We start from the raw sequence: 13,393 nt of genomic DNA, 5'->3' as shown, positions 1-13,393 counted from the left end.
TGATCGCGGTCGCCGCCTTGAATGCGGCCATGCCGTTGAGGTCGGAGCCGGTCGAAGCGGCGGTGGCGCTGGTGTTCGGCACCTTTCCCGTCGCGGTCGAGGAAATGCGCACCATGTCGAGATCGACCTGGAACACTTCGGCAACCACCTGGGCAACCTTGACGAACAGCCCCTGGCCCATTTCGGTGCCGCCATGGTTGAGGAAGATCGACCCATCCAGATAGACGTGGACAAGCGCCCCGGCCTGATTGAGCGATGTCAGATTGAATGAAATGCCGAACTTGACCGGCATCATGGCGAGGCCGCGCCGGATGACGGGATCGGTGGCGTTGTGTGTATCGATTTCTTCGCGCCGGCGGTTCCATTCGGCAGAGGCGAGTACGGCTTCCGTAACCTCGACCAGCCGGTTGTCCTCAACCCTCTGGCCATACGGCGTCATGTCACCGGTATCATCACCGTAGTAATTGATGGCGCGGACATTGTTTGGCTCGAGCTTCAACTCGCGCGCGATGGTATCGATAATGCACTCGATCGTGATGATTCCCTGCGGCCCGCCAAAACCGCGAAACGCAGTGTTCGACACCGTGTTCGTCTTGCACCCATGGCCGACGAAGCGGGCATGGGGAATGAAATAGGAATTATCAGAGTGGGTGAGCGTGCGCGTAATGACCGGCCCGGTCAGGTCGGGCAGGTTACCGGCCCGTGCGAGATATTCGATATCGAGGCCAACGATGCGGCCCCTATGGTCGACGCCAGCCCTCCAGTTGACGACGTAATCATGCCGCTTGCCGGTGGCGATCATGTCGTCGCGGCGTTTGAGGCGCATCTTGCAAGGCTTGCCGGTCTGCGCGGCGATCAGCGCGGCAGCGCAGGCGATGATCGTCGGCTGGCTCTCCTTGCCACCAAACCCCCCGCCCATTCGCCGCACCTGGCATTCGACCGCATTGGCATGAACGCCAAGGACGAGTGCCACATGGTGCTGAACCTCGGTTGGATGTTGGGTCGAAGAATGAACGAGCATTTCGCCGTTCTCGCCAGGAATGGCATAGGCGATATGGGTTTCGAGATAGAAATGGTCCTGTCCGCCCATGTGTAGCTTGCCCGACACAATCCTCGGGGCGCCGGAGAGGGCCTTGGCCACATCGCCCTCGACGACCTCCTGCACGGGCAGGACATAGCTCTGCTTCCTGTGCGCCTCCTCGACGTCAAGGACGGGGTCCAGGGCTTCGATAGTCAGCTTGACGCGCTTGGCGGCACGGTAGGCCGTCTCGAAATCAGACGCGGCGACCGCGGCAACCACCCGTCCCTCATAATCGACGATGTTTTCGGCAAAGAGCGTCTCGCCATGGAGAATGGGGCCGACCTCGTTGTGGCCGGGTATATCCTTGGCTGACCATATGCCAACGACGCCCGGCATCGCCAGCGCTTCCGCCGCATCGAGGCCAACAAGCTTTCCGTGAGCCACCGGCGAAAGGACGAAAGCCGCATGCAGCGTTCCCGGCAGTTCAGGCATATCGTCGATGTACGCCGCCTCGCCTGCGACATGCCGCGCAGCAGAATCATGGGCGATGCCCTTGCCCACGATACTACGATGAACGATCTTGGCATCGATATTCATAGGGCCATGACCTCCACGGTCTCGCCTGCCACATCGCGCCAGAAGCGCTCGGCAAGGTTTGCGGCGACCTGCAGCCGGTAATCGGCGCTGCCGCGCCAATCGGTGAGTGGCTTGAACTCCGTGCCAATGGCTGCAGCGCAGGCCGCCATGGCCCTCCGATCGAAACTGCTTCCGACGAGCGCACCTTCAGCCTGCAGCGAGCGCCGCGGCGTGGCCGACATTCCGCCGAAGGCGATGCGGGCGCTGCGAACCTGGCCTTCCTCGCGTACAATCGAAAATGCAGCACAGACCGTCGAGATATCCTGATCATAGCGCTTCGATATCTTGTAGACGCGAAAATCCTGACCTTCCCTCGACTTGGGGATCGATACGGATGCTATCACCTCGTCGGGGCGAAGCTCCGTCTTGCGATAATCAAGAAAGAAGTCCTCGAGGGGCAGGAACCTATGACCACTCAACGATGCAAGTTCAATTTCGGCGCCAAGCGCAATCAGCGCCGGCGGTCCATCGCCAATCGGGCTCGCTGTTCCGATATTGCCCCCGATTGTTCCCATTGAACGGATTTGGGTCGAGCCGAAACGCCGGATGAGCGTTGCGAATGATGGATAGATCGGCGCTACCCTGTCAAGCACTTCCTCCCACGTCACCGCTGCGCCAAAACTCAGATGATTGTCGGTCTCGCGGATCGCCCGCAATTCGTTGACACGGGCGAGCGAGATCACCTCGTCCCAATCGGCGTGATAGTCGGCCAAGGCCACGCCGAGATCGGTTCCGCCGCCAAGCAACAGCGCCCGGGGCCTGTCCTTCCGCAGTTGCAGAAGTTCATTGAGCGTTGCCGGCTGTTCAAACGTTGCGCCGGCGACCGAAACCGATCGACGCGGCTCAATTTTTGCAAAGGCCGCCACGGCCGGCCCGTTGATGCTAGCCCCGCCTGCACCGATGACCTTGCGCGCCGCTTCGACGATGGGCCGGTAACCGGTGCACCGGCAAAGGTTCCCGGCGAGCGCATCGTGGATCTCCTGGTCGCCTGCCACTGCGTTGCCCGCGGCAAGACCAGCGATCGAGATAACGATGCCGGGCGTGCAGAAGCCGCATTGCGACGAACCGTTCTCCGCCAAGGCCTCCTGGACGGGATGCAGTTGTTCGCCCTTCAAGCCTTCGACAGTCACCAGCGCCCGGCCATCGATCTGCCCCATGGCAAGAATGCAGCTATTGGCAGCGTGATAATGGATGCTGCGCCCAGGATCTGGCTCCTCTGCTGAAGGATCGCCGACGAGCACCGAACAGGCCCCGCAATCGCCTTCCGCACAACCTTCCTTGGTGCCGGTCAAACGCGCCGGACCGCGCAACCAGTCCAGTACCGTCATATCAGGTCGAACTGCTGCTTCCTGCAGTTGACCATTGAGAAAAAACCGCATCGTCGTAGCCATATGAGCAGCTTCGACCGGCCGGACGCGGGCGTCAAGGGGCCACGTCACGCGCTCTGGGCAGTTCAGATGGAGTCGATCCTGTACAGGCAATCGGCAAAGAAGAATTCTTCGAGATTATTGCCCTCGCCGCCTCGGTCAACGACCAGAAAATCCGATTCGGCCTCAAGGGAGATCAGCGGATGGTGCCAGGCATTGCGCGCATAGTTGACGCCCTGATTCCCCTTGCACAGGAAGGCGACGGGCGTTCCCGGACGACCGCCTTCATCTACGGCGACGACCGCAAGGTATGGCCGGTCCTGGAGCGGCATGAAGGCCTGGCTGCCGAGCGGATGGCGTTCGAGCATCTTGATGTCGATGGGCGGCGCGAAACTCTGACCGCGAAAAATGTTGACCAGCACACGAGCACCTTCGCCTGTCACATCGATGTTCGCAAGGTCGTGAAAGCGCTGGGTCGTGCCGCCGTTGATGGGGCGCATCTGCGCGCCGATAGCTTGTATCACATCGCCGTAAGGTGCGAAGGCAGCCCGCGTGAGCGGAACGACGCCAAGGCTGGCGATCTCCATCCTATTGCCCATCCGATGCAGGACGGTGGTGTTCATGCCAATGATTGGCAATGTCAATGCGCCGGGCGATCCAGGCTCCTTCCTGGTGCTGCACGTCGTCGAGAAAACGCTCCAAGGCCGCCGCCCGTCCGGGCCGCCCCACCAGCCGGCAATGCAAACCCACCGACATCATTTTCGGAGCGCCATCCCTGCCCTCGGCATAGAGCGTGTCAAACGTATCCTTGAGATAGGTGTAAAACTGATCGCCAGAATTGAAGCCTTGCGGCGTGGCAAATCGCATGTCGTTGGCATCGAGTGTATAAGGCACGATCAGATGCGGCCCGTTCGGACCCTTCACCCAATAAGGCAGTTCGTCGGCGTAGCTGTCGGCGGAGTAAACGAAGCCGCCCTCCTCCATGACGATCTTGAGCGTATTGTCCGAGGGCTTGCCCTGGTAGATGCCGAGCGGACGCGAGCCAGTAATTTCCGTATGAAGGCGCACCGCTTCAAGAATGTGCTGCCGTTCGATCTCTTCCGGAAAGTCCTTGTACTCCAGCCAACGAAGGCCATGACTGGCGATTTCCCAATCTGCCTCCTTCATTGCAGCGACGGCCTCCGGATTGCGCGCCATGGCAAGCGTGACCCCGTAGACCGTGACGGGCATCTTGCGACGCGTGAACATGCGCCAGAGACGCCAGAACCCTGAGCGCGCGCCATACTCGTAAATTGATTCCATATTGAGATTGCGTTGACCGGGCCAGGGCTGCGCGCCGACGATCTCCGAGAGAAGGCATTCCGAAGCCGGATCATCATCGAGGATCGAGCTTTCCCCGCCTTCTTCGTAATTGACCACGAATTGCACCGCTATGCGTGCGCCGCCCGGCCATTTCGGGTCAGGCGTGTTGCGGCCATAGCCTATCAAATCCCGCGGATAGTCTGACAAGGAACGCCTCTTAATTTTGTGCAAGCTGATATTCGAAGAAACTGCGAAGGTCGCGTCGCAAAGTCAATGGCCGACGCAAAACAAAGGCCGCGGACGACGCCGCGGCCCAATCACGTGAAGTAACCTATTAGCGGCGCTTAAGCAGCGAGCCGATGGCCGGAACGATGGCGGCTGCAAGTGCGAGCTTCAACAGATCGGCGATAATGAATGGACCAACTCCAAAGGTGAATGCCTTTTCAAAACCGAAGAGATAGGCCATCCACAGGAAGCCGAGGCCGAGGATCGTGATTTCGGCCGCGAGCATCGCCGCGCCGAGCACGATCGGATTGCGGGCGAAGCCCCTATCGGCGGCAGTGCCGACGATCCACGCAGCAATCAGATAAGAAACGAGGTAGCCGCCGGTCGGTCCGACCATATAGGCAAGTCCGATGCCCTTTTCTGGAGTGCCGGCGAAGACGGGCATGCCGAGAGCGCCTTCCAGAAGGTAAAGCGCCATGGTGGCGACGGCCAGACGCGAGCCATAAGCGGCGGAGATGGCGAAGACGGCGAACGTCTGCATCGTCACGTTGACGAAGACCATGTCGACCTTGGTCTTGGCAGCGAGCGTCATGAGCGCGGTGCCGATCAACGCAAGCGTGACGTACCAGACCGCCCTGGCGAATTGACCTTCCGGTTGGAACTCCTGAGCAAGTGAACGAGTTTGCGCAGCGATCATCTCAATATCCCCTATAAAACCCTTCGCCATTGCGGCGGTATTTCACCACATCGCAAAACGGTATATTGGGGAACATGCCGCGCTGCAATATGTCGAAAGGCTATGAGGGGTCCATTAGTTTTCATGTCTCTTGTTTTCGACTCCAGTTTTGCGCCGCGCTACGGTGAAGCCGTCGACGTCGCCCCGAACATCCAGCGGATAACCGTCAACAATCCGAGCCCGTTCACCTTTCACGGGACGAACTCCTACCTCGTTGGGCGCGATACACTGGCGCTGATCGATCCGGGGCCGATCGACGACGCACACCACGCCGCTTTCATCCGCGCGATTGCCGGTCGCCCGGTGAGCCACATCTTCGTCAGCCACACCCACCGCGACCACTCGCCCCTTGCATCGAGAATGCGCGACGAACTTGGAGCTGTCGTCGTCGCCGAAGGCCCGCATCGACCCGCACGACCACTTCACATCGGTGAAGTCAATTTTCTCGACGCGAGCGGTGACACGGAGTTCGTTCCTGACCTCCTGGCAGAAGATGGCATGCTCGTTGATGGTGATGGCTGGGCACTGCGCTCCATCCATACGCCAGGACACACCGCGAACCACGTGGTGTTTGCCTTGGAAGGTGTTGGCGCACTATTCTCCGCTGATCATGTCATGGCTTGGGCAACATCGATCGTCGCGCCTCCGGACGGTTCGATGTCCGACTACATGCGATCGCTCGACCGCCTTCTCGAACGGCATGACCGCATCTATTTTCCAGGCCATGGTGGGCCCGTTACTAAGCCGAAGACTTTTGTGCGCGGCCTGAAAGCGCATCGGAAAATGCGCGAGCGCGCAATTCTTGAGCGAGTCCGCGCCGGTGACCGCACCATACCCGTCATGGTCAGCGTCATTTATCGCGAAACCGACCCGCGTCTCCATGGCGCGGCCGCACTTTCGGTGCTGGCGCATCTGGAAGACCTTGTTGCAAGGGGCGTCGTTCAGACAGAGGGCAACCCCGCCATCGACGGCATTTACTGGTGAAATCTGCCAAGGCGAATGATCGTCATTGCTCCGGCTGGGTCGTTTCCTCTTCGGGCTGGGCGCCCTGAACTTCGGTATCCAGTGCAGTCATGAAAACCGTGATGCGATCGGCATTCTCACCGAGGTCGTGAATGCCGTAGCGCGAGACCGAGCGCATATCGACGTAGGTCGTCTCGCCCTCGTCGGTTAGCCGAACGACGACGTCGCTCGTGAAGCCGAGGAGCCAGGTACGGGCCACCACCTCGAGGAGGATTTCTTCGTCCTCGCCGGGCTCGCCCTTCTGACTGACGACCGTCCAGCCATTGTTGGCAATCACAGTGTTGACGGCGGTAAGGATACGATCGGGCGATCCATCGTAACGCCGCCCCGTGACTTGAGGATAGGCACTCGATTGCAAGCCACGGCTTTCCTCGTCATTGACGAGCGGGTTCATCCGTTCGGTCCGCTGCCCCGCGGCAAAGAATTGGGGCGGATCGGTAATATCGGTTGAAACGTCATAGATGGTAGGCAACAGCAGCGCCTGATAGAGCGTCATGGCAAAAGGAGCGAGCACGACAAGCGCGAGGACCGCGCCCCAGAACGCGCTCGGACCGCCGCGGTCGCCGCGCCGCCAAAGACTCGTGAAACCTTTGAAACTGAGGAGAAGTGCCAGCAGCGCCAGACCTGCGACGATTGCGAGCAGCCAGAGGAATTCAGGTGTTTCGATCCGTTCGAACCGGTGTCCAACACCGGAGAGCACGAACAGAATCGCGGCAAGGAATGCCACGCGAACCGACCACTTGGCTGAAATCGACTGGCGGCGGCGAAAATGATGGCGCATGAGTTCCTGGCAAAGATGCACGTGGTCTGGCCAAGAGCTAATCGCATAATCGATGCGAGGCAAGCCGCGCGAAGCAAATCGCGATGGTCGTGGTGCAAACTTCAGCGAAGCTGTCGATGCAAGTTCGCCGCCCCGGATCGAAGGGCGGCGAACTTCCAGATGGTCGGGACCCAGTATTTTTGGCGAAGATCTATACGGTCAGCGGCTTGTAGACCCGCTCCTTCTCGTCATATTGCTGTCCGATCGCAGGATCGCTCCTGCTCATCTTGCCGTTTTCAAGGTGACCGGCAAAGCGGCGGAGATAAGTGCCGTCGTTGAAGAACGCGACATCATACCAGCCGTCGACGGTTGCCGTTTCGAGGACGGTCGTTCCATCGCCGAGAGACTTCGTATCCTTTGTATAGGCATTCATCATCGTCAATTTGCCATTTGGATTCCACTTGCCGAAGCTGAATTCAATCAGCTTTCCGTCCGACTTCGATTTGATATCGGTGATTTCGGCGATCATCTGCTGCGGACCGTCCTTTGCATTGCCACGAAATTCGAAAAGGTATCCGTTCGGGCCATGAACCGCATAGGAGTATTCGCCGGTCCCGGCGAGCACTGCCGTGTCGGCAAGTTCAAGCGGCACGCCGGATTTTGCGCCTTCGATGCTGTAGAGCTTCGGCTTATCGGTCGATCCGTAGGGGATGACAGTCAGAGCCACACCAAGTGGCCCGGCATTCGTGACGCTGTATTTGATCCCGGTCGCATCGATCGAAGCCACGACCTTGAAATCATATTTTACCGGCATCAGGTGACAGCGCGTTTGATCCTGCTTGAGAACCGTCGGCTTGTCGAAGTTGGCAGTTGCCTTCATTTCCTGTTCAGTTGGCGAGTATGTCGCACCACCGAACAGTGCCCAAAATCCGCTCGGGACTTTGTCCTTATCGGCCTTGGCAAGAATCTTCATGGGTGGATGGGGCTTGACCAACGTGTCGAGCACAGCCGCCTCGGCCTGCGTAAAATCCAGTGTGCTCGTCAGATCGCCGGCAATGGTTTGGCGCCAATGCGATATTTGCGGGAAAATGGGCGTGTCGGGCGACTGAATCCCCCGAGCGACCAACCATTTTTCAAGGAACTGAAGCGCAGAGGTGTGATCGAACACCTCCGAGTTGACCCTTCCACCCGTGCTCCAGGGCGATATCACCAGGGTCGGAACGCGTATTCCCATGCCGATAGGTTCCTTCTTCGCCCAGGATACTTCCGAATGAATGTTGCCCGCTTCCGGATCGAGTTTAATTCCAGACGATACCTTGCCTCTCGCAGCTTCGATGGGCGGAACCGGCGGCAGCACGTGGTCAAAAAAACCGCCATTTTCGTCGTACGTGATGATGAACAGGGTTTTCTTCCACACATCCTTGTTCACCGTGAAGGCGCGCAGAATTTCCAGGAGGTAGTATTCGCCGAAGTACGGCGGGAAATGCGGATGTTCGGTGAAGGCCTCGGGCGCACAAATCCAGGAAACCGCGGGAAGCTTATCGTCCCTGATATCCATTTCGAACTGGGAAGGCTGATCAACGCTGGTCCGAAGGATGGAATTGACACTCTGGTTCTTCTTGTAGATCGAGGTAGTCTTGTCCTGATACTGTTGAAAATACTCCAATGTGTTGTCGCCATAGTTGCCAGCGAACGGGTCGGAGGTCCAGGTCAAGCCATCCTGATAGAATTTCCAGCTGACGCCGAGGTCTTCGAGCTTTTCGGGATAACTTTTCCAATTCCTGCTTTCGGGCTTACCGCCCATGCTGAAATAACTATTGCTGGTCTTACCTTTGCATGTGCCGGTATAGAAGATGCTGCGATTGGCGTCCGTACCGCCGTTGTGGGCGCAGAAATAAGCGTCGCAGACGGTGAAGGCTCTGGCCAACTGGAAATACAGCGGAATATCAGTTTCCGTGTAGTGCGCCATTGCCAGACGCCCCTTGTTTTCGATCCACTGGTCCATCAGTCCGCCGTTCCACGCGCCGATTCCATCAGCAAAATCATGCGCAGGGTCAGACAGATAGATCCTGCCGACATTCTCCGGATCGGTCGTCTCGCCTGAAATGGACGCTTCATACTTTACGTTCTTGGGCACGCGATAGGGCTTTGCGCCTTGCGATTGTTCCCAGACGTTTTTGCCGTTTCGCAGTTTCTGTGGACGCGGATCGCCAAAGCCGCGAACGCCGCGCAGCGTGCCGAAATAATGATCGAACGCGCGATTTTCCTGCATGAGGAACACGACATGCTGGACGTCGGCAAGCGAACCTTTGCATCCGGCGCTTGCCGTCAACAATTCGTCGATCGTCGTTGAAGATTGTGCAAGCGCTTCTTGCATGTAGGCCGAGCAGGCAGTGTAGGCAGCGGCGCTGGTACCAGCCAGGCCCAGCATTTTAATGAAATCGCGTCTATCCATGATTTGTTCCTTGGAAAAATAAAGGAAATTTAAAAATTGAGTTTCCGGATGTTCCCAACCGGGATCGTCCGGAAACCCACAGAAAAGGTGGAGCTATTCGACTTAAACGGTCAGCGCCTTGTAGACGCGCTCCTTCTCGTCATATTGGAGTCCGATGGCGGGATCGCTCTTGCTGATCTTGCCGTTTTCGAGATGTCCGGCGTAGCGGCGAAGGTAGCGCGACACATTTACGGCATCGACGAAGGAGACGTCGTACCAGCCATCCGCCGTCGTCACATCGACCGAGGTGGTCCCGTTTGCGATAATCTGCGGATTACCGGTATAGGCATCGGTCACTTTCAGCGAGCCGTTGGCTGTCGGCGGCCATTTCAGGGTAAAGCGGATGGTCTTGGCTTCGTCGACGGACACGGCATCGGTGATGTCGGGCAGTAGCAGTTCGGTGGGATTTAAGCCGGGAGCCCCCTTGAATTCGAACAGATACCCATTCGGGCCATGGACCGCGTGCCAATAGTTTTTGTTCGTAGTATTAGCGGATCCCCATTGAGCATAAGCGCCGGCAGCCGCGGCGATTGTGACGGGCGTTCCTTTCGAGCCTTCGACGGAGAAGAACCAGGGTCCATCGCCCGGGAACGCTCCAACGCGGTCATAGGGAATGACGTAGAAGGAGGCAGCGAGCTTGCCGCGGTTGGTGATCGGGTAATCCACCTGCCCGGTTTGGACATAGGCGGCGACAAAGAAATCATAGCCGAGGGGCAGGATTTCGCAGCGAGCCCGATCCTGCTTCGACGCCGTCGGCTTGGAGATGTCGGGATCGGCATTGTAATTGTCGATGTTTGGGACCAGAGCCGGAGTATCTCTTTCCTGCTTTTCCCGAGCCGGCGTGAACACCACGCCCGGCTTGGTCTTTTCCGTTACTACTTCCGTACCCGTCAGCGGCACGAGGCGGTTGAAATCAAGCGCACTCGTCAGATCGCCGGCAATGGCACGGCGCCACGAAGAAAGAGCGGGGAAGACCGTGTCTTTCTGCTGCTTATCTTTGGCACTCAGCCAGGCGTCGAGGAATTGTATGCCGGAAGTATGATCGAAGATTTCCGAGCACACCCTGCCCCCGACGCTCCATGGCGAGATGACGAGAGTCGACGCGTATTCCCATGCCGAGAACGGACGTGGTGCTGGTGCCCGCCGCTTCGGAATCGACGTCGCGCATGGGGCGGGCCGTCGCGGTCGGAGTCGGCGTCGGGGCGGCCTTCACGACAATGCCTTTTGACGTGGAGCCATACGTTGTGCTCAAAGGCGGGACCGGCGGAAGGACATGATCGTAAAAGCCGCCATTCTCATCGTAGGTGACGACGATGAGCGTCTTCTTCCAGACCTCCTTGTTTGCGGTGAACGCGCGAAGGATCTCATGCAGATAATATTCGCCCAGGTGAGGCGACCATTTCGGATGTTCGCAGAAGGCTTCGGGCGCGCAAATCCACGAAACGGCCGGTAGCTTGTTGTCGATGATATCCTGCTCGAACTGCGACGGCTTGTCGGGGTCGGTGCGCAATATCGAGTTGACGCTCTGATTCTTCTTGTAGATGCTGGTTGTTTTGTCGCCGTATTGAGCGAAATACTCCAATGTGTTGTCGCCATAATTTCCGCGGAAAGGATCGCTGCCCGTCCAGGTAAGACCGTCTTGGTAGAATCTCCAGTCGATGCCCAGTTCTTCCAAGCGTTCGGGATAGCTTTTCCATGCGGGCCGGGGTCCGCTCAAGCCGCTGAAGGGACCATTGGTGCTTTCGCCGTTGCTTGTCCCCGCATAAAAACAACTGCGGTTGCAGTCGGTCGGGCCGTTGATCGAGCAGAAATAGGCGTCGCAAACAGTGAATGCCTTGGCCAATTTGAAATAGAGCGGAGTATCGGCTTCCACATAATGGGCCATGGCAACGATGCCCTTGTTGGGAATCCATTTGTCCATCAGGCCATAGTTCCACGCGCGAACGCCGTCGCTATAGCCGCGTGGGGGGTCGGTTATCAGTACGCCTCCGACCGTTCCTTCGGGACTGGTGTCGCCAGCCGGCTTGCTCGTCGCGACATTCGGCATGAGATAGGGCTTGATGCGTTGGGCATCAGCCGCCGGCGGGGTCGAACTTGCTCCGGCCTGCAATTGCTCCCAAACAGAACGCCCATCGCGCATGCGCAACGGACGCGGATCACCGAAGCCGCGCACGTCCCGCAGCGTGCCGAAATAATGGTCGAACGAGCGGTTTTCCTGCATGAGAAACACGACATGCTCGATATCGGCGAGCGAGCCGTTCTTTATGCAGTCGCTTGATGCGACCAGCAAATCTTCGATCGTGGCAGGCGCTGCCGCTAAAGCCTCCTGTATATATGCCGAACAGGCGGTGTAAGCTGCTGCGCTGCTGCCGGCAAAAGCCAGCATCTTGATGAAATCGCGTCTATCCAAAATAAATCCTGAAAAATCAAATAGTTAAAAATACGTAAGTGCTTGAAATCGGTTACTGGCAAACGCTCTTGGCGATCTTCTGGAGTGTTTCGTTCAATGCATCGCGCTGTTTGTTGGCCGCATCACGGGCTTGAATTGCGGCATCTCGCTGACTGATCTTGGATTTCAAATCTGCGTCGAGCGCTGTGACTTGCTTCTGCAAATCATCGCGCGCCTTCGTCATATCGGCCAGCTTCGTCTTCAGATCGGCGCTAGTAGTGGTCGCGTCAGTCAGCTTCTTCTGCAGATCATCGCGCGCAGTCGTCATCGCGGTCAGCTGTTTCTGCAAATCGGCGCTGGTGGTCCCTGCATCAATCAGCTTCTTCTGCAGGTCATCGCGCGCAGTCGTCATCGCGGCCAGCTCTTTCTGCAGAGTGGCGCTGGCAGTCCCTGCATCAGTCAGCTTCTTCTGCAGATCATCACGCGCAGTCGTCATCGCGGTCAGATCTTTCTGCAGATCGGCGCTAGTAGTGGTCGCGTCAGTCAGCTTCTTCTGCAGATCATCGCGCGCAGTCGTCATCGCGGTCAGCTGTTTCTGCAGATCGGCGCTAGTAGTGGCCGCATCAGTCAGCTTCTTCTGCAAATCATCACGTGCAATCGTCATCGCGGTCAGATCTTTCTGCAGAGTGGTGCTGGCAGTCCCTGCATCAGTCAGCTTCTTCTGCAAATCATCACGCGCCGTCGTCATCGCGGTCAGCTGTTTCTGCAGAGTGGCGCTGGCAGTCCCTGCATCAGTCAGCTTCTTCTGCAAATCATCACGTACCGTCGTGGCGTCCGTCAGCTTCTTTTCCAAGCCGACCTTCTCGTTTGCAACGGCCGTTACCTGGTCGGTAAGTTTGCTGATCGTTACGGCTTGGGCTTCGCTGTTCCTGATCTGCTGATCGCGATCGGCGGCAATTTGATCCTTGTCCGCCACGATGAGAGAAAGCTTGCTATTATCAGCGGTCAGCTTTTCGTTTTGCTTTTTAACATTCTCGAGCTCGACAACCTGTGCGTCGAACGTCGACTTCGGAATTGTATTCGCATCAGCTTTCGGCGAATCCGACCCATTGCAGGCCGAGATGAGGACAAGCGGAACGAGTGCCAATAGTTTGTTTTTCAAAATCTGCTCCAATATTAATAGCCGGCAAACTAGCCGCGAAATGGATCGATAAAAAGGACGTATGAATATGCGGCGCGCACAACCTCTTACGTGAGAATGTACGCACCAAAAATCTGAATTCGTGTAGCGAATAGCGGCTGAATGTAAAAGCCGGATGACAGTCCGAAACAATCGAAGTCCTGCATCACCTTGCCGCACAACCGTTCGCACGTTTAGCGCGTTTACATTTCGTGAGTGGATGGTCTGTCATACTGCTGACATCATCGCGAAAGTGATTT

11 protein-coding genes are annotated in these 13,393 nt (G+C 57.8%); 1 reads left to right on the top strand and 10 read right to left on the bottom strand.

What is annotated here, in order from left to right:
- The 5 genes from AAAB35_RS04475 to AAAB35_RS04455 form a co-directional block, all read right to left on the bottom strand.
- Positions 1 to 1,618 (bottom strand): molybdopterin cofactor-binding domain-containing protein (locus AAAB35_RS04475; RefSeq protein ID WP_340667022.1); only part of this gene is annotated, 1,618 nt, incomplete at its 3' end.
- Positions 1,615 to 3,048 carry a xanthine dehydrogenase small subunit gene (gene xdhA, locus AAAB35_RS04470; RefSeq protein WP_340667021.1) on the bottom strand — a complete coding sequence of 478 codons (1,434 nt, stop codon included), beginning with the start codon at positions 3,046 to 3,048 and terminating at the stop codon, positions 1,615 to 1,617. The genes AAAB35_RS04475 and xdhA, both read right to left, overlap by 4 nt.
- Positions 3,049 to 3,110: 62 nt before the next feature.
- Positions 3,111 to 3,611: an ureidoglycolate lyase gene (locus tag AAAB35_RS04465; protein WP_340667020.1), complete on the bottom strand. Its 501-nt coding sequence runs from the start codon at positions 3,609 to 3,611 to the stop codon at positions 3,111 to 3,113.
- 1 nt (position 3,612) lies between these two features.
- Positions 3,613 to 4,533 carry an allantoinase PuuE gene (puuE, locus tag AAAB35_RS04460; protein WP_340667019.1) on the bottom strand — a complete coding sequence of 307 codons (921 nt, stop codon included), beginning with the start codon at positions 4,531 to 4,533 and terminating at the stop codon, positions 3,613 to 3,615.
- A gap of 127 nt (positions 4,534 to 4,660) precedes the next feature.
- Positions 4,661 to 5,248 (bottom strand): biotin transporter BioY, encoded by a 588-nt coding sequence (locus AAAB35_RS04455; protein WP_340667018.1) that lies wholly within the window; start codon positions 5,246 to 5,248, stop codon positions 4,661 to 4,663.
- A 123-nt stretch (positions 5,249 to 5,371) separates the two neighbouring features.
- On the opposite strand from AAAB35_RS04455, the gene AAAB35_RS04450 reads away from it, so the two are divergent.
- Positions 5,372 to 6,271 carry an MBL fold metallo-hydrolase gene (locus AAAB35_RS04450; RefSeq protein ID WP_340667017.1) on the top strand — a complete coding sequence of 300 codons (900 nt, stop codon included), beginning with the start codon at positions 5,372 to 5,374 and terminating at the stop codon, positions 6,269 to 6,271.
- A gap of 22 nt (positions 6,272 to 6,293) precedes the next feature.
- On the opposite strand, the gene AAAB35_RS04445 is transcribed toward AAAB35_RS04450, so the two are convergent.
- From AAAB35_RS04445 to AAAB35_RS04425, 5 genes are all read right to left on the bottom strand, one after another.
- The gene (locus AAAB35_RS04445) at positions 6,294 to 7,091 is read right to left on the bottom strand and encodes a DUF1499 domain-containing protein (RefSeq protein WP_340667016.1); all 798 of its coding nucleotides are present in this window, start codon (positions 7,089 to 7,091) and stop codon (positions 6,294 to 6,296) included.
- 190 nt (positions 7,092 to 7,281) lie between these two features.
- On the bottom strand, positions 7,282 to 9,525 hold the full coding sequence (locus tag AAAB35_RS04440; protein WP_340667015.1) for a phospholipase C, phosphocholine-specific: 2,244 nt from the start codon (positions 9,523 to 9,525) through the stop codon (positions 7,282 to 7,284).
- Between the two features lie 102 nt (positions 9,526 to 9,627).
- Complete coding sequence (locus tag AAAB35_RS04435; protein WP_340667014.1) at positions 9,628 to 10,626, bottom strand: phospholipase domain-containing protein; 999 nt, start codon at positions 10,624 to 10,626, stop codon at positions 9,628 to 9,630.
- Complete coding sequence (locus AAAB35_RS04430) at positions 10,556 to 11,974, bottom strand: alkaline phosphatase family protein (RefSeq protein ID WP_340667013.1); 1,419 nt, start codon at positions 11,972 to 11,974, stop codon at positions 10,556 to 10,558. The genes AAAB35_RS04435 and AAAB35_RS04430 overlap by 71 nt, the downstream gene beginning before the upstream one ends.
- 52 nt (positions 11,975 to 12,026) lie before the next feature.
- Positions 12,027 to 13,286 carry a hypothetical protein gene (locus AAAB35_RS04425; RefSeq protein ID WP_340667012.1) on the bottom strand — a complete coding sequence of 420 codons (1,260 nt, stop codon included), beginning with the start codon at positions 13,284 to 13,286 and terminating at the stop codon, positions 12,027 to 12,029.
- Between the last annotated feature and the right edge of the window lie 107 nt (positions 13,287 to 13,393).

Origin of the sequence: Phyllobacterium sp. (genome assembly GCF_037994425.1) — a bacterium.
Classification (GTDB): Bacteria; Pseudomonadota; Alphaproteobacteria; order Rhizobiales; family Rhizobiaceae; genus Phyllobacterium.
The sequence above is the reverse complement of the archived record's forward strand: the minus strand, read 5'-3'. Positions and strand labels throughout refer to the sequence as shown.

Coding starts and splice junctions, on each gene's coding strand:
- xdhA (WP_340667021.1), bottom strand. CDS start 3,048: ATGGCTACGACGATGCGGTTTTTTCTCAATGGTCAACTGCAGGAAGCA.
- AAAB35_RS04445 (WP_340667016.1), bottom strand. CDS start 7,091: ATGCGCCATCATTTTCGCCGCCGCCAGTCGATTTCAGCCAAGTGGTCG.
- AAAB35_RS04440 (WP_340667015.1), bottom strand. CDS start 9,525: ATGGATAGACGCGATTTCATTAAAATGCTGGGCCTGGCTGGTACCAGC.
- AAAB35_RS04455 (WP_340667018.1), bottom strand. CDS start 5,248: ATGATCGCTGCGCAAACTCGTTCACTTGCTCAGGAGTTCCAACCGGAA.
- AAAB35_RS04450 (WP_340667017.1), top strand. CDS start 5,372: ATGTCTCTTGTTTTCGACTCCAGTTTTGCGCCGCGCTACGGTGAAGCC.
- AAAB35_RS04465 (WP_340667020.1), bottom strand. CDS start 3,611: ATGGAGATCGCCAGCCTTGGCGTCGTTCCGCTCACGCGGGCTGCCTTC.